Source organism: Granulibacter bethesdensis (assembly GCF_001889525.1).
GTDB lineage: Bacteria > Pseudomonadota > Alphaproteobacteria > Acetobacterales > Acetobacteraceae > Granulibacter > Granulibacter bethesdensis_C.
In genome coordinates, this window is the sequence record NZ_CP018192.1 from 1,788,688 (window position 1) to 1,807,637 (window position 18,950).

4 protein-coding genes are annotated in these 18,950 nt (G+C 57.5%); all 4 read right to left on the bottom strand.

The features are described from left to right. Window positions 1-56: 56 nt before the first annotated feature. The 4 genes from GbCGDNIH6_RS08110 to GbCGDNIH6_RS12270 all read right to left on the bottom strand — a co-directional run bounded on the left by GbCGDNIH6_RS08110 (window position 57) and on the right by GbCGDNIH6_RS12270 (window position 18,871). A complete protein-coding gene (locus tag GbCGDNIH6_RS08110) occupies window positions 57-2,693 on the bottom strand; it encodes an AIDA repeat-containing protein (protein WP_072563517.1) in 2,637 nt (878 codons plus the stop codon). Between the two features lie 226 nt (window positions 2,694-2,919). Next, complete coding sequence (locus GbCGDNIH6_RS08115) at window positions 2,920-5,592, bottom strand: beta strand repeat-containing protein (RefSeq protein ID WP_072563518.1); 2,673 nt, start codon at window positions 5,590-5,592, stop codon at window positions 2,920-2,922. A gap of 237 nt (window positions 5,593-5,829) precedes the next feature. Continuing rightward, complete coding sequence (locus GbCGDNIH6_RS08120; protein WP_072563519.1) at window positions 5,830-8,892, bottom strand: AIDA repeat-containing protein; 3,063 nt, start codon at window positions 8,890-8,892, stop codon at window positions 5,830-5,832. Window positions 8,893-9,145: 253 nt separating this feature from the next. Beyond that, entirely contained in the window at window positions 9,146-18,871 is a 9,726-nt protein-coding gene (locus GbCGDNIH6_RS12270; protein ID WP_072563520.1) for an AIDA repeat-containing protein, read from the bottom strand. Window positions 18,872-18,950 lie beyond the last annotated feature (79 nt).

Below are 18,950 nucleotides of genomic sequence, written 5' to 3' on the forward strand. Positions count from 1 at the left end.
CATATTATTTGCGGCTCCCCCTTCGTTTTATGTCAACAGCCTGTTCAGTCAGATCTTCATCCGAACTGGCTCCGGCTGAGTTCGGTCACGCCGGTCAGCGTGATCTGGGTATTATCGGTCAGGGTGAAGTGCATGTTGCCGGACCCGTCCACGCTCTGCGTGGCATAGGACGCATCCGCCTGCGCTCCGGAGAACCCGTTCAGGATCAGACGATCAACCCCCGCCGTAAACCCGCTGATCGTGTCGGAGCCGCCAGCCTGGCCATTGGCAAACGCAAATGCATCCACAACAGAACTGTTCGTGCTGCCGATCATCAGTGCATTGCCAGTCCCCGCAAACATCGCCGTGCCATTGCCTGCGGCACCGGTCAGCGTTTGGTTCCCGGTTCCAGCCACCAGAACGTTGCCACTCCCCGTCGAGGACAGAACATCCCCATTGCCACCGCCCAGAACCGTCGCGTCTCCCGTGGCCAGGATCATGTTCGAACCGGCAGTGCCACCAACATAAAGACCGTTACTGCCGGAGCTGACAGAAACACTCCCTGTGCCGCCAATGATCGTATCCGAAGAACCGTGCCCTGTATAATCCAGCACCCCGCCGCTCGCACCAAACGCAAGCAAACCGGGACCAGAGGTCGAACCAAACAGGTTGACCGTGCCACCAGTGCCGGCAACGACAAGGTCACTGCCACCATTGGCCGTATAGTCAACAGTGCCACCCGTACCAAACACCGTCGCGCCACCATTACCACCGACAACAGTGCTGGCACCCGTGCTCTGGATGAACGTCGTCACATTGTTATTGCTGATCGTGGCATAGGTCGCGCCGCCAGCACCAACAATCGTGTTCGCGCTCGCCATCACTGACACCGTATCAGCGCCTTTACTCCATGCAACATTGCCGGCAGCAGACAGATTGACCTGACTGCCAGCACTCCCCGTCACGATTGTATCTCTGCCAGCAGACGCATTGATCGTATCACGGCCCTGACCGCCCCGGATCGTCGCCGCACCATCACCGTCATTGAACAGCGTGGCCCCGCTGCCGCCTATCAGAATATCCCCACTGCCTCTTGCCTGCAGAACACCACCGCCAGAGCCGCTCTGAAGCGTGTCGGCACCCGTGCCACCCATGATCGTGTCAGCCTGCGAGCCACCCACCAGATACTGGTTCAGCGTCGTGTTCAGCTGCAACATAAGCGGCGCCGCCTCGTTCGACAGCACCAGCTTTACCATTGTCGGAGAAGTGCCACCGGTCGGCTGGAAGACAAGGTTGTGCAACGCCGTTGATACGTCGGTGGATGTACCCGTCACACTGTAAGTCTTGCCATCCGTGCTGACTTCACCAGCACCAAGATTCGCATAGCTCCCGGTGTAAGCAGCATCAAAGCCGAAATCAGCCGTCATGCTGGAGGCCGTGCCAACAAGAGACACGCTCTGTGCCGGCAGAATACCACCCGTTGCATAAAGCACAGTGGAGCCATTCGCACCCTCCTTCGCAAGGAAGACGCGATTGCCCGGCCCGTCATTCGCAAAGTTCAGGCTGTAGCTGCCATTCCCCGTCACAACGCTGATATTGCTGCTGCCCTGTGTCACATAGCCCTGGCTGTCATAGCCCAGACTGCTCAGATCAACCTGATCGTCACTCTGGAAACCGCTGATCACAACACCGGAGACGACAGCGCCGTTGTCACCGATGACAAGCGTTCCGCTGCCAACGCCCGAGAAAGTCAGGGAACCACTGAGTACGCCACCACTATCGACAGTGATCGTCCCGTTACCGGCAATCACGTCATTCACCGCAACACCGCCAGCAAAGATCAACTGCCCGCCACCAGAGGTCACAACCGTCCCACTGGCAACGCCACCGGCGGAAATAACTTGTGTCCCCCCATCGGACACAAAGATTCCCCTCGCTATTGCTCCGGAAGAAAGCGTTTGAGAGCCAGACCCCTGCACAGAAATGCCGCTCACAACCACGCCGCTCAGCAGAACCTGATTGCCGCCAGCGCTGAATACAGTCCCACTGATAACAGCACCACTATTTACATACTGCACACCACCGGAGCTCAATATCGTGCCCGAAGCCGTAGCGCCGGAGGAAACAGTCTGCGTGCCACCAGATAGGAGGAGTGCCGAAAATGCGGAACCGCCAGACTGAACAGATTGGTTCCCACCATTGCTGACAACGGCGCCACTCGCAATACCGCTATCGAAAACAGCCTGCTCACCAGCCGAGCTGATAACCGTGGCACTCGCGACACCGCCAGCGGAAACAGCCTGCGTTCCCCCCGATCTGACGATCGTGCTATGCGCGACACCTTCACTGAAAACAACCTGCTGACCGCCCGAGCTGACGACCGTGTCACTTGTGACACCATCAGGACTAACAAGTTCTATACCACCAGCACTTACCGTGGTAGAAACAGTGACACCTCCGCTCAGCACACCCTGCGTACCGCCCGAGCTGATGACGGTGCTACTTGCAACACCGCCAGAATTAACCCTCTGGACTGCAGAATTGCCAATTGTCGTCGAGATAGCGAGGCCACCGGCACTAACGCCCTCCGTGGAAACGCCGGTCAGCTGCGTATTGATAGTCGTGCCTAGCACATCCACCGTAGCGGAGCCGACGGAGCCATTCAATGTTATGCCACTGGACGTAACGCCCGCAGAAACAACGATATCAGCCATGGCAGTCCCTCCTGAATGCAGCAAAAATAGATTACTATTTCATCAAGAATAGGTAAAGTGTCACAGAATGCAGATTAAAAATAGAAAAATCTTATTGAAATTAAAGGAAATATACTGTTTTTATTATTAATTACAAATAAATTTTATTCGATAAAAAAAGAGGGGAGAGCCAGATTATTTGCTGCTCTCCCTTCTTTTTGTGCCAACAGCGTGTTCAGTCAGCGCCTTATCCGAACTGGCTCCGGCTGAGTTCAGTCACGCCGGTCAGCGTAATCTGCGTGTTATCTGTCAGCATGAAATGCATGTTGCCGGCCCCGTCCACGCTCTGCGTCGCGTAGGAAGCATCAGCCTGCGCACTGGAGAAACCGTTCAGCACCAGATGATCAACACCTGCCGTGAAACCGCTGATCGTGTCAGAGCCTCCAGCCTGACCATTGGTAAAGGCAAAGATATCAACTGCCGCCTCATTCGTGCTGCCGATCATCATATCATTGCCGGTCCCCGCGAACATCACAGTGCCATCAGCACCGCCACCATTCAGCGTCGTGTTGCCGCCGCCGGCCTGCAACACGTTCCCCGTCCCCGTCGCGGTCAGAACATCACCATTCCCTCCGCCAAACACAAGGCTGTGTCCGGCAACAGAGATCTGGTTCGAACCCGCAGTTCCACCAAAATACGTGCCGTTGATCCCGTTATTCACCACGATGCTGCCATTGCCGCCCTGGATCGTGTCGGCGCCGCCGCCACCCGTGTAGAACAGCGTCGCACCGCTCTGACCAAACGCCAGAAGGCCGCCAGCCGCACTCCCGAACAGATTGGCCGTGCTGCCGGCACCCGTCACGACAAAACCGCTGCCATTTCCGGCCGCGTAGGTCAGGTTGCCAGCCGTGCCGAACAGCGTCGAGGCGCCATCGCCACCCAGGATGGTGCTGGCACCGCCCGCGCCAATGAACATCACACCCGAAGACCCGCCAGAGATCGTCGCGTTCGAACCACCCGCACCGATCACCGTGTTCGCACCGGCAGAGACCGCGACATTATCCGCGCCATAGCTCCACAGAGAGCTGCCCTGACCGCTCAGCATGACGGTCGAACCTCCCTGTCCTGTCAGGATCAGGTCATGACCGGCAGTCGCATGGATCGTATCCTGACCACGACCACCAAAGATCGTCGCCGAGCCCTCTCCATCATGGAACGCCGTCGAGCCCCTGCCACCAATCAGCAGGTCACCCTTGCCAACCGCCTGCAGCACACCACCACCAGAACCGCTGGCCAGAGTATCATTACCGGAACCACCAATGATCGTATCCGCCTTCGAACCACCAGCCAGATACTGGTTCAGCGTCGTGTTCAGCTGCAACACAACCGGAGCTGCCTCGTTTGAAAGCACCAGACTGACCGAGCTCGGAGAACTGCTACCGGTCGGCTGGGAAACAAGGTTCTGCAATGCTGTTGTTACCTCGGCGGACGTACCCGTCACACTGTAGGTCTTGCCATCCGTACTGACCGTCCCAATACCAAAGTTCGTATAGGAGCCGGCATAAGCAGTATTAAAGCTGAGAGCAGCGCTCAGGGTGGTGGTTGTGCCACCTAAAATAACACTCTGTGCAGGCAGAATACCAACCGCTGTATAAAGCTGCGTGCCGGACACGCCATCCGACTTCGCAAGATAAACCCGATTGGTGGCGCCATCATTCGCAAAGCTCAGGGAGTAGCTGCCACCCGCCGTGATAACACTGATCTGACCGCCAGACTGCGCTACATAGGTCTGGCTGCTATAAGACAGACTTTGGAGATCGATCTGATCATCGTTCTGGAACCCGCTGATCATCAGACCAGAAACGATGGCACCGTCATCACTTACTACCAGTGTACCACTGCCAGTCCCTGTGAAAGACAGAGACCCGCTTAGTCTGCCACCAGAGTTAACAGTGATCGTCCCGGTGCCATCGATCACATCATTAACGGCGGTCCCGCCTGGCACGATGATCTGTGCGGCACCGGACGTCAGGGTCGTCCCACTGGCCACACCTCCCGATACGACAAGTTGCAAACCACGTGTGCCAGACACCTGAACATTGTAGGCTATACCTCCAACATCCTGGGAGCCGTCTATAAGTCTGGTACCGCTTACAATACCACCATCGAGAGACTGGACACCTGAACTGACAACGGCACCAATGGAGAGTCCGCCGGAATGGATGAATTCTCTGCCATCCACACCCACAAATGTGCTGATTGCAATACCGCCACTGTAGACATCTGCACGCTCATTATTAGTGACGATGGTGCCACTTCCAATCCCACCACTCAGGGACAGTGTACCACTACTCGTCAACTGTGTTCCAACAACAGTTGCCCCTGACAGCACAATCATCGTGCCATTGCTCAGAAGCGTGCCGCTCGCCGAACCGCCTGAAGAAATCAGCAACTGGCTGAGCTGCTGTTCCATATCGACACCGGAAACCGTGGCACCGGAAGAAACAGTCAAACTTCCTCCAGCCAGCACCATAGATTGTGCCATACCACCGGCCAGCAGAACGGCTTGACCGCCTGTGCTGACAACAGTGCCAGTAGCAGCACCACCCGAGGATATGATCTGCGTGCCACCAGAAATGATCTGCGTGCTGCGGGTAACACCACTTGAGAGCAAATATTGGGATCCGCCATTGATAATAGTCGCAGAAACCGAGGATCCGCCGGAACCCACACTCTCCTGACCACCCGAATTGATCACTGTACTACTGGCTGTTCCACCACCAGATATCACAATCAGACCGCTATTATTAACAGTGGTGTTAATGACAGCCCCCTGGACAGAGGCACTATCATATTGACCAGCCTGCCCAATAATCAGGCCAGTGCTTGTTACACCACGAGAAATCACAATATCGGACATTAATCTTCCCCTAATTATTTTTATTGTTAAATTTAATATTCTTTATTGTGAGGCAATTTATAGTAGAACTTTTTTCTGTAACACGATATCATAATAAAATCAGCATAAAATGCGATTTTTAAATATCAAATACTGTTTTCAGAAAAAAACGCCGTAGCCAGAAACGGCTACGGCGTCTGATAGATCACATATCAGCGACCTTTCCCTGCAGTAAAATGGAAAGTGAAATTATATTCCTTAGCCAAATTCGCTTCGGCTGAGGGAAGAGACACCTGCCAACATGATCTGCGTGTTATCGGTCAAGGTGAAGTGCATGCTGCCGGACCCGTCCACGCTCTGCGTCGCGTAGGATGCATCCGCCTGCGCACCGGAGAAACCGTTCAGGATCAAACGATCCACGCCAGCCGTGAAACCGCTGATTGTGTCAGAGCCTCCAGCCTGACCATTGGTAAAGGCAAAGATATCAACTGCCGCCCTACTCGCGCTGCCGATCATCATATCATTGCCGGTCCCCGCGAACATCACAGTGCCATCAGCACCGCCACCATTCAGCGTCGTGTTGCCGCCGCCGGCCTGCAACACATTCCCCGTCCCCGTCGCGGTCAGAACATCACCATTCCCTCCGCCAAACACAAGGCTGTATCCAGCAACAGAGATCTGGTTCGAGCCCGCACTCCCACCAAAATACGTGCCGTTGATCCCGTTATTCACCACGATGCTGCCATTGCCGCCCTGGATCGTGTCGGCGCCACCGCCACCCGTGTAGAACAGCGTCGCACCGCTCTGACCAAACGCCAGAAGGCCGCCAGCCGTACTGCCGAACAGATTGGCCGTGCTGCCGGCACCCGTCACGATAAAACCGCCGCCATTCCCGGCCGCGTAGGTCAGGTTGCCAGCCGTGCCGAACAACGTCGAGGCACCATCGCCACCCAGAATGGTGCTGGCACCGCCCGCGCCAATGAACGTCACACCCGAAGACCCGCCAGAGATCGTCGCGTTCGAGCCACCCGCACCAATCACCGTGTTCGCACCGGCAACAACCGCAACATTATCCGCTCCATAGCTCCACAGAGAGTTGCCCTGACTGTCCAGATCAACAGTGGAACCGCCAGCCCCGGTTACAATCAGGTTGCTGCCCGCCGCAGCGTCAATCGTATCGTGACCACGCCCCCCAAAGATCGTCGCCGAACCAGCACCATCATGGAACAACGTCGAGCCCCTGCCACCGATCAGCAGGTCACCCTTGCCAACCGCCTGCAGCACACCACCACCAGAACCGCTGACCAGAGTATCTGCACCAGAACTGCCAATGATCGTATCCGCCGCTGCACCACCTGCCAAATACTGGTTCAGCGTTGTGTTGATCTGCAATACAACCGGCGCTGTTTCGCTTTTCAGTACGACCTGGACAAAAGACGGTGCAGTAGTGGAAGAGGAAGGCTGGAAAACAAGATTCTGAAAAGAGCTAAATACTTCTTCTGTGGTGCCAGCGATCGTGTATGTGCTGCCATCTGCACTGACCGTGCCACTACCAAGATTTGAGTAAGTTCCTGTATAGGCTGCATTAAATCCAAATGAAGCCGTCATGGTTCCACTGGAGGAAGCACCACTCACACTGACCTGCTTCGGCAGTTGACTGTAATCGGCCACATACAGAAGGGTACTGCCGTCCGCATCCGCCTTCGCCAAAAGTGCCGCCGCATTGTCAAAGGTCAGGACATAATGGCCATAGCTGTTGGCCACAGTCACCGTATTACCAGACTGCGTAACAGTCGTGTTATTGCTGTACTGAAGCCAGTCCAGATCAATCTGGTCATCACTCTGGAACCCGCTGATGACCGCTCCGGAAATAACTGAACGAAAATCTGTAATCAGCAATGTTCCACTGCCAGCACTGCTGAAGGTCAATGAGCCGCTCAAGCTCCCTCCCCTCAGGATGACGGCCGAACCATTTCCGGCAATGACATCATCCACCGCAACACCCGCCACAGTCTGAATACCACCCGTACTAATGGTTGTGCCGCTGGCAACCCCGCCTGCGCTGATGATCTGGGTCGCATCGGAACTGACTATTGTACCTGTTGCAGTGCCGCCTGAAGAGAGGGTCTGGATTGCTGAAGCGGAAAGCATCGTGCTGACGACAGATCCACCGGACAGAACAGCCTGCAGACCGCCGGAACTGATCACCGTCAGACTTGCAATACCTCCACCTGACACAGACTGGGTTCCACCGTCTGCAACCGTCGTGCTGACAACAGATCCACCGGACAGAACTGTTTGTAGTCCGTTCGCACTGACCTGTGTCAGACTGGCATTTCCACCAGAGGAAACAAACTGTGTTCCACCACTGAAAACTGTCGTGCTGGTCACGGACCCTGCAGACAGGATGGTCTGGGTACCTCCGCTGATGATTGCGCTTAAAGCGCTTCCTCCAGACAGGACGTTCTGGTTTGCATTATAATTGACCGCGGCTCCTACAAGCACCGCACCGTCATAGATATTCTGGCTGCCGCCATACGTAATCAGCACATCGCTGACAATGCCACCGGAATAAATATTCTGAATGCCATTGATGGAAGCACTGATAGAGCTGCCGCCTGCATAGACATTCTGGGTACCTGCCACCAGAATGTTGGAAGCACTACCGCCCGAAGAAATATTTTGGATACTGCCACTGATCAGTCCCATATTGCTGGTATTGCCGCCAGAAAAAATATTCTGGATACCACTAACAGTTCCGCTAACTGCCATCCCGCCAGAAGAAATATTCTGGATGGCACCACTGTCGACCGAGACACCATCATCAAGGCCGCCATCATAAATCGTCTGGATTCCACCGCTTGCGATTTCCGTGCTGCTGGTTTCTCCACCAGATGACACGAACTGCGTTGCCCCCCGACTGACCGTTACGTTAACGGTGCTGCCGGCTGCATATACAATTTGAATGCCGCCGGATTTCAGCGCCGTGTCACTGACTGTGCCACCGGATGAGATAATCTGGGTACCGCCATTGCTGACTGTCGCCCCACTATCCGTTCCACCTGCATAGACAGTCTCAGTGCCACCGGTCCTGACGACTGTAGCAGTGGCCGTACCCCCATTGCTGATTGTCAAGGCACCGCCTGTGCTGATCACAGTGCCATTCGCATTCCCCCCGTTCGAGACCACGATGAGACCAGCACTCTTGACGATGCTGCTGATAACGGTGCCCTCCACCGTAGCAGAATCATATTGTCCGCCAGGGATACCCAGAACGAGACCTGTCGATGTTATGCCAGAAGCAATATCGATAACGGACATTTATTTACTCCGCTCTAAATATTAATATTAAATTAATATACTAATTTCATATTAACTAACGCAGATGTTTTTTATTATAATATTGAAGTCATCCATTAAGAAAGAAAATACATACATATACATCTGAAATTAATCAACTATAAACCAGTGCTTTCCATAGGTTTAAGTATGGGCTGGGATCGCTCACATAAAAAAAGGGGAAACGGACTTCTTCCGTTTCCCCTCGCTAACCAATAATCGTTTCAGGCTAGCCTTATCCGAACTGGCTCCGGCTGAGTGCGGAGACGCCGACGAGCGTGATCTGCGTATTATCCGTCAGCGTAAAGTGCATGTTGCCGGACCCATCCACGCTCTGCGTGGCATAAGATGCATCCGCCTGAGCACCGGAGAACCCGTTCAGGATCAGACGATCAACACCCGCCGTAAACCCGCTGATCGTGTCGGAGCCGCCAACCTGACCATTGGCAAAGGCAAAAATATCAACCGACGCCTTATTCGTGCTCCCAATCATCAGATCATTGCCGGTCCCAGCGAACATCACAGTGCCATCAGCACCGCCACCATTCAGCGTCGTGTTGCCGCCGCCGGCCTGCAACACATTTCCCGCCCCCGTCGCGGTCAGAACATCACCATTCCCTCCGCCAAACACAAGGCTGTGACCAGCAACAGAGATCTGGTTCGAGCCCGCAGTTCCACCAAAATACGTGCCGTTGATCCCGTTATTCACCACGATGCTGCCATTGCCGCCCTGGATCGTGTCGGCGCCACCGCCACCCGTGTAGAACAGCGTCGCACCGCTCTGACCAAACGCCAGAAGGCCGCCAGCCGCACTCCCGAACAGATTGGCCGTGCTGCCGGCACCCGTCACGACAAAACCGCTGCCATTTCCGGCCGCGTAGGTCAGGTTGCCAGCCGTGCCGAACAGCGTCGAGGCGCCATCGCCACCCAGAATGGTGCTGGCACCGCCCGCGCCAATGAACATCACACCCGAAGACCCGCCAGAGATCGTCGCGTTCGAACCACCCGCACCAATCACCGTGTTCGCGCCGGCAAAAACTGCGACATTGTCCGCCCCATAGCTCCACAGAGAGCTGCCATGACCGCTCAGCGTGACGGTCGAACCTCCCTGGCCTGTCAAGATCAGGTCATGGCCGGCAGTCGCATGGATCGTATCATGACCACGCCCCCCGAAGATCGTCGCCGCACCAGCACCATCATAGAACGACGTCGAGCCTTTGCCTCCAAGCAGAAGATCACCATTGCCAGCCGCTTGTAGCACACCACCACCAGAACCGCTGGCCAGAGTGTCATGGCCAGAACCACCAATGATCGTGTCCGCCTTCGCGCCACCAGCAAGATACTGGTTCAGCGTCGTGTTCAGCTGCAGTACAACCGGAGCTGCCTCGTTTGAAAGCACCAGCTTTACCGTTGTCGGAGAAGTGCCACCGGTCGGCTGGAAGACAAGGTTGTGCAACGCCGTTGATACTTCAGCGGATGTACCCGTCACGCTGTATGTTTTGCCATCCGTGCTGACTTCACCAGCACCAAGATTCGCATAGCTCCCGGTGTAAGCAGCATCAAAGCCGAAATCAGCCGTCACGCTGGAGGCCGTGCCAGCAAGAGATACGCTTTGCGCAGGCAGGAGGCCGCCCGTTGTATAAAGCACAGTGGAGCCATTCGCACCCTGCTTCGCAAGGAAGACGCGATTACTCCCTCCGTCATTCGCAAAATTCAGGCTGTAGCTGCCGCTGCCTGTCATGATGTTGACAGCACCGACCTGGCCAGTCTGCTCGACATAGGTCTCACTGCCATAGGCGAGACGATTCAGATCAATCTGGTCGTCACTCTGGAAACCGCTGATCACAACACCGGAGACGACAGCGCCGTTGTCACCGATGACAAGCGTTCCGCTGCCAACGCCCGAGAAAGTCAGGGAACCACTGAGTACGCCACCACTACTGACAGTGATCGTCCCGTTACCGGCAATCACGTCATTCACCGCAACACCGCCAGCCTGGATCAACTGCCCGCCACCAGAGGTCACAACCGTCCCACTGGCAACGCCGCCGGACTGGATGCTTTGCAACGCACCGCTACCGGTCACTTGTGCATTATACGCCAGGCCACCCAAAGTCTGCAGCGTACCCTGCAACACGGTACCACTCGCGACACCGCCCGCATCCACGAACTGGCTGCCCGAGCTGACCACCGTGCCAATCGCGATACCACCCGAATAAACACTCTCGCTTCCACCCGACAGTACCGTGCCGGAGGCGATACCTCCGCTGCTGATGAATTCATTGCCGCCGATCAGCACCGTGCCGCTTGCCGTGCCGCCCCTCAGATACAGATCACCATTGGTAGTCATCCGGGTGCCAGATACCGATGCACCAGTCTGCACAATCATCGTGCCATTGTTCAGCAGCGTGCCGATCGTGGAGCCACCGGAAGAAACGATCAGGTCGCTGGCCTGATTCTCGATAGCAACACCGGATACCCTGGCGCCGGAAGAAATTGTCAAGTTACCACCTGACAAAACGGCAGACTGCACAACACCGCCGCTGAGCAACACCATATCACCGCTCAGACTGACCACCGTGCCGCTCGCGGCACCGCCAGACGAAACCGTCTGCATACCGCCAGAGCTGACCACTGTACTGATCGCAATGCCGCCACCCGACACAAACTGCGAGCCACCAGAAGCGAGGATCGTTCCCGTCGCTGCCGCGCCAGCGGAAACCGTCTGCGACGCAGCCACCTGAATAGAAGTCCCGGTCGTTGACGCACCGCTCAACAGAACCTGACTACCACCGGAACTGAACACTGTCCCGCTGATGATGGCGCCACCCGACACAAACTGCGTGCCGCCATTATTGACCACCGTGCCGCTCGCGATACCACCAGAGGCAACAAACTGCCAACCACCAGAACTGACCGTCGTGCCACTCGCCACACCGCCAGAGGCAACAGCCTCCGCACCGCCATCAAGGACCACTGTGCCGGAAGCAATACCGGCAACCCCCTCTATACCTCCTGCGCTAAGAACGGTTCCAATCACTGTGCCGCCAGACGACACAAGCTGCTCACCGCCAGAAGCGAGGATCGTTCCCATCGCTGTCGCGCCAGAGGAAACAGTCTGCGACGCAGCCACCTGAATAGAAGTCCCGGTCGTTGACGCGCCGCTCAGAAGAACCTGACTACCACCGGAACTGAACACTGTTCCGCTGACGATACCGCCCATCAACACAAACTGGGTGCCACCAGAGAGAAGCGTCGCATTTGTCGCGCTGCCACCGGACATAACATCCTGCTCACCGCCAGAACTGACCACCGTGCCGCTCGCCACACCACCGGACACAACAGCCTGCTCACCGCCAGAACTGACCACCGTGCCACTCGCAACACCACCGGACACAACATACTGCCAACCACCAGAACTGAGCGTTGTGCCACTCGCCACACCGCCAGACGACACGAACTGCTCACCGCCAGAGGCAAGGATCGTTCCCATCGCTGTCGCACCAGAGGAAACCGTCTGCGACGCAGCCACCTGAATGGAAGTCCCGGTCGTCGACGCACCGCTCAACAGAACCTGACTGCCACCGGAACTGAACACTGTTCCGATGACGATACCACCTGCCGACACAAACTGCGTGCCACCAGAGAGAAGCGTCGTGCCACTCGCGGCACCGCCAGACGAAACAGTCTGCTCACCGCCAGAGGCAAGGATCGTTCCCGTCGCTGTCGCGCCAGAGGAAACAGTCTGCGATGCAGACACCTGAATGGAAGTCCCGGTCGTCGACGCACCGCTCAACAGAACCTGACTACCACCGGAACTGAACACTGTTCCGCTGACGATACCACCTGCCGACACAAACTGCGTGCCACCAGAGAGGAGCGTCACATTTGTCGCACTGCCACCCGACAAAACATTCTCGGCAGCACCAGAACCACTGACCGTTGTGCCGCTCGCGATACCACCAGATTCAACATACTGCTGACCGCCAGAACTGACCATCGTGCCGCTCGCGACACCACCGGACATAATATCCTGCACACCGCCAGAACTGACCGTCGTGCCGCTCGCGATACCGCCAGAGGCAACATACTGCCAACCACCAGAACTGACCGTCGTGCCACTCGCCACACCGCCAGAGGCAACGGCCTCCGTGCCGCCATCAAGGACCACTGTGCCGGAAGCAATACCGGTAACCGCCTCTACGCCCCCCGTGCTAAGAACGGTTCCAGTCGCAGTGCCGCCAGACAGAATGGCCTGTGCGCCACCAGAGGCAAGGATCGTTCCCGTCGCTGTCGCGCCAGAGGAAACCGTCTGCGCCGCAGACACCTGAATGGAAGTCCCGGTCGTCGACGCACCGCTCAACAGAACCTGACTACCACCGGAACTGAACACTGTTCCGCTGACGATACCACCTGCCGACACAAACTGGATGCCACCAGCACTGACCGTCGTGCCACTCGCGGCACCGCCAGACGAAACAGTCTGCTCACCGCCAGAGGCAAGGATCGTTCCCGTCGCTGTCGCGCCAGAGGAAACCGTCTGCGATGCAGACACCTGAATGGAAGTCCCGGTCGTCGACGCGCCGCTCAACAGAACCTGACTACCACCGGAACTGAACACTGTTCCGCTGACGATACCACCTGCCGACACAAACTGCGTGCCGCCAGCACTGAGCGTCGTACCACTCGCAATACCACCAGACGACACAAGCTGCTCACCGCCAGAGGCAAGGATCGTTCCCGTCGCTGTCGCGCCAGAGGAAACAGTCTGCGATGCAGACACCTGAATGGAAGTCCCGGTCGTGGACGCACCGCTCAACAGAACCTGACTACCACCGGAACTGAACACGGTCCCACTGACGATACCACCTGCCGACACAAACTGCGTGCCGCCAGCACTGAGCGTCGCACCACTCGCAATACCGCCAGACGACACAAGCTGCTCACCGCCAGAGGCAAGGATCGTTCCCGTCGCTGTCGCGCCAGAGGAAACAGTCTGCGACGCAGCCACCTGAATGGAAGTCCCGGTCGTTGACGCGCCGCTCAGAAGAACCTGACTACCACCGGAACTGAACACTGTTCCGCTGACGATACCGCCCATCAACACAAACTGGGTGCCACCAGAGAGAAGCGTCGCATTTGTCGCGCTGCCACCGGACATAACATTCTGCTTACCGCCAGAACTGACGACCGTGCCGCTCGCAACACCGCTAGAGTAAACATACTCCGTGCCGCCATTACTGACCATCGTGCCGCTCGCGACACCACCAGCAGCAACATACTCCGTGCCGCCATCACTGACCGTCGTACCGTTCACGATACCGCCAGAGGCAACATACTCCGTGCCGCCATAGCCAACCGTCGTACCGCTTGCGACACCACCGGACGCAACATACTCCGTGCCTCTATAACTGACCGTCGTGCCACTCGCGACACCGCCAGAGGCAACATACTCCGTGCCGCTATAACTGATCGCCGTGCTGATCGCAGTGCCGCCAGACGACACGAACTGCGTGCCGCTATAGCTGACCACCGTGCTGATCGCACTGCCGCCAGACGACACAAGCTGCTCACCGCCAGAAGCGAGGATCGTTCCCATCGCTGTCGCGCCAGAGGAAACAGTCTGCGACGCAGCCACCTGAATGGAAGTCCCGGTCGTTGACGCGCCGCTCAGAAGAACCTGACTACCACCGGAACTGAACACTGTTCCGCTGACGATACCGCCCATCAACACAAACTGGGTGCCACCAGAGAGAAGCGTCGCATTTGTCGCGCTGCCACCGGACATAACATCCTGCTCACCGCCAGAACTGACCACCGTGCCGCTCGCCACACCACCGGACACAACAGCCTGCTCACCGCCAGAACTGACCACCGTGCCACTCGCAACACCACCGGACACAGCATACTGCCAACCACCAGAACTGAGCGTTGTGCCACTCGCCACACCGCCAGACGACACGAACTGCTCACCGCCAGAGGCAAGGATCGTTCCCGTCGCTGTCGCACCAGAGGAAACCGTCTGCGACGCAGCCACCTGAATGGAAGTCCCGGTCGTCGACGCACCGCTCAACAGAACCTGACTGCCACCGGAACTGAACACTGTTCCGATGACGATACCACCTGCCGACACAAACTGCGTGCCACCAGAGAGAAGCGTCGTGCCACTCGCGGCACCGCCAGACGAAACAGTCTGCTCACCGCCAGAGGCAAGGATCGTTCCCGTCGCTGTCGCGCCAGAGGAAACAGTCTGCGATGCAGACACCTGAATGGAAGTCCCGGTCGTCGACGCACCGCTCAACAGAACCTGACTACCACCGGAACTGAACACTGTTCCGCTGACGATACCACCTGCCGACACAAACTGCGTGCCACCAGAGAGGAGCGTCACATTTGTCGCACTGCCACCCGACAAAACATTCTCGGCAGCACCAGAACCACTGACCGTTGTGCCGCTCGCGATACCACCAGATTCAACATACTGCTGACCGCCAGAACTGACCATCGTGCCGCTCGCGACACCACCGGACATAATATCCTGCACACCGCCAGAACTGACCGTCGTGCCGCTCGCGATACCGCCAGATTCAACATACTGCTGACCGCCAGAACTGACCATCGTGCCGCTCGCGACACCACCGGACATAATATCCTGCACACCGCCAGAACTGACCGTCGTGCCGCTCGCGATACCGCCAGAGGCAACATACTGCCAACCACCAGAACTGACCGTCGTGCCACTCGCCACACCGCCAGAGGCAACGGCCTCCGTGCCGCCATCAAGGACCACTGTGCCGGAAGCAATACCGGTAACCGCCTCTACGCCCCCCGCGCTAAGAACGGTTCCAGTCGCAGTGCCGCCAGACAGAATAGCCTGTGCGCCACCAGAGGCAAGGATCGTTCCCGTCGCTGTCGCGCCAGAGGAAACCGTCTGCGCCGCAGACACCTGAATGGAAGTCCCGGTCGTCGACGCACCGCTCAACAGAACCTGACTACCACCGGAACTGAACACTGTTCCGCTGACGATACCACCTGCCGACACAAACTGCGTGCCGCCAGCACTGAGCGTCGTACCACTCGCGGTACCACCAGATGAAACAATCTCCGTGCCACCAGAACTGACCACCGTGCTGATCGCACTGCCGCCAGATTCAACATACTGCTGACCGCCAGAACTGACCGTCGTGCTGCTCGCTATACCGAAAACAAACGCCTGACCGCCAGAACTGGCCACCGCGCTAATCACACTGCCGCCAGACGAAACAACCGCCGTGCCGCCCTGACTAACCGTCGTGCCGCTCGCTATACCGAAAACAATCTCCGTGCCACCAGAACTGACCACCGTGCTGATCGCAGTGCCGCCAGACAAAACAACCGCCGAGCCACCCTGACTAACCGTCGTGCCGAGCGCGGAACCGCCAGATGAAATAAACTCATAGCCGCCAGAACTGACCGTCGCGCCGCTCGCGATACCGCCTGCAAAAACATCCTGCAAACCGCCCTGACTGACCACCGTGCTGATCGTAGTGCCGCCAGACGACACAAGCTGCTGACCGCCAGAAGCGAGGATCGTTCCCGTCGCTGTCGCGCCAGACGAAACAGTCTGCGACGCAATCACCTCAATGGAAGTCCCGGTCGTTGACGCGCCGCTCAGAAGAACCTGACTACCACCGGAACTGAACACTGTTCCGCTGACGATACCGCCCATCAACACAAACTGGGTGCCACCAGAGAGAAGCGTCGCATTTGTCGCGCTGCCACCGGACATAACATCCTGCTCACCGCCAGAACTGACCACCGTGCCACTTGCGACACCGCCAGTGGAAACATTCTGCCAACCTCCAGCACTGACCGTCGTGCCGCTTGCGATACCGGAAACAATCTCCGTGCCGCCATTACTGACCGTCGTGCCGCTCGCGACACCACCAGAGTAAACCTCCTGCACACCGCCAGAACTGACCGTCGTGCCGCTTGCGACACCGCCAGAGTAAACATCCTGCCTGCCGTAAGAACTGACCGTCGTGCCGCTCGCGATACCACCAGATTCAACATACTGCTCACCGCCAGAACTCACCACAGTACCGCTTGCGACACCGCCAGACAAAACATCCTGCACACCAGCAGAACTGACCACCGTGCCGCTTGCGATACCGCCAGAGGAAACAATCTCTACGCCGTCAGAATTGACCCTTGTGCCTTCCGCGATACCACCAGTGGAAACAATCTGCCTGCCGTAAGAACTGACCGTCGTGCCACTCGCGACACCGCCAGAAAAAACAACCGCCGAGCCGCTAGCACTGACCACCGTGCCGCTCGCGACACCGCCAGTGGAAACAACCGCCGAGCCGCCAACACTAACCACCGTGCCGCTCGCGACACCGCCAGTGGAAACAACCACCGAGCCGCCAACACTAACCACCGTGCCGCTCGCGGCACCCCCAGACGACACAAGCTGCGTGCCACCAGAGGCAAGGATCGTTCCCGTCGCTGTCGCGCCAGAGGAAACCGTCTGCGACGCAGCCACCTGAATGGAAGTCCCGGTCGCCGACGCGCCGCTCAGAAGAACCTGACTACCACCGGAACTGAACACGGTCCCACTGACGATACCGCCTCCCGACACAAACTGCGTGCCGCCAGAGAGAAGCGTCGCATTTGTCGCACTGCCACCAGACAAAACAGCCTGCGTGCCACCAGCACTGAGCGTCGTGCCGCTCGCGACACTACCGGACAAAACATTCTGTTCACCGCCAGAACTGACCGTCGTGCCGCTCGCGACACCGCCAGAGTAAACATTCTGCCAACCACCAGAACTGACCGTCGTGCCGCTCGCGGCACCACCGGACAAAACATTCTGCACACCGCCAGAACTGACCGTCGTGCCACTCGCGACACCGCCAGAGGCAGCGGCCTCCATGCCGCCATTACTGACCACCGTGCCGAAAGCAATACCGCCAGGCTCAAGACTTAGCCTACCGCCAGAGCTGACCGTCGTGCCGCTCGCGACACCGCCAGAGTTAACATCCTGCACACCGCCAGAACTGACCACCGCGCCACTTGCGACACCGCCAGAAAAAACAACCGCCGTGCCGCCATTACTGACAACCGTGCCGCTTGCGACACCACCAGACGAAACAAACTCCCCACCGCCAGAACTGACCGCTGTGCCGCTCGCGACACCGCCAGAAAAAACAACCGCCGTGCCGCCATTACTGACCACCGTGCCGCTTGCGACACCGCCAGAGTAAACATTCTGCTTACCGCCAGAGCTGACCACCGTGCCACTCGCAACACCGCCACCGGAAACTTCCTGATTACTGCCAGAACTGAGCGTCGTGCCGCTCGCGACACCACCGGACAAAACATTCTGCACACCGCCAGAACTGACCGTCGTGCCACTCGCGACACCGCCAGACGATACAAGCTGCCGAGCGCGCAAACTGACCGTCGTGCCACTCGCAACACCGCCAGAAAAAACATACTCCGAGCCGCCAGAACTGACCGTCGTGCCTTGCGCGACACCACCAGACGAAACAATCTGCTGACCGCCAGAACTGACAACAGTGCTGCTCGCTACACCGCTAGCGTAAACAACCGCAGAGCCGCCATTACTGACAACCGTGCCGCTCGCGACACCGCCAGACGAAACAAACTCCCCGCCGCCAGAACTGACCACGGTGCCGGAAGCAATACCGGCAACCCCCTCTATGCCCCCCGCGCTAAGAACGGTTCCAGTCGCAGTGCCGCCAGACAGAATGACTTGTGTGGATGAGGACGATCCCGAAATCACTGTCGTCGATACAGCAGAACCACCACTGGAAACTGTGACAAAGACCGTACCGTTCTGTCCCTGAGCCACAGTATTACTGGCAGTCCCCAGAACATCCAGTGTCGCACTGCCAGGGGCTCCATTCAAATTCAGCCCGGTGGAAGTAACACCCGAAGAGACAGTAATGTCGGCCATTGCAGATCCTCGATTTATAGTGAAAGGCGGGGGCGCAGACTGAAGTATTTAGAAACCTTATCGATCTATGCGATTCCAA

What these genes read in the sequence shown, in the direction of transcription:
- GbCGDNIH6_RS08110 (WP_072563517.1), bottom strand. Translation starts at nt 2,693, where the DNA reads ATGGCTGATATCGTTGTTTCTGCGGGCGTTACGTCCAGTGGCATAACA.
- GbCGDNIH6_RS08115 (WP_072563518.1), bottom strand. Translation starts at nt 5,592, where the DNA reads ATGTCCGATATTGTGATTTCTCGTGGTGTAACAAGCACTGGCCTGATT.
- GbCGDNIH6_RS08120 (WP_072563519.1), bottom strand. Translation starts at nt 8,892, where the DNA reads ATGTCCGTTATCGATATTGCTTCTGGCATAACATCGACAGGTCTCGTT.
- GbCGDNIH6_RS12270 (WP_072563520.1), bottom strand. Translation starts at nt 18,871, where the DNA reads ATGGCCGACATTACTGTCTCTTCGGGTGTTACTTCCACCGGGCTGAAT.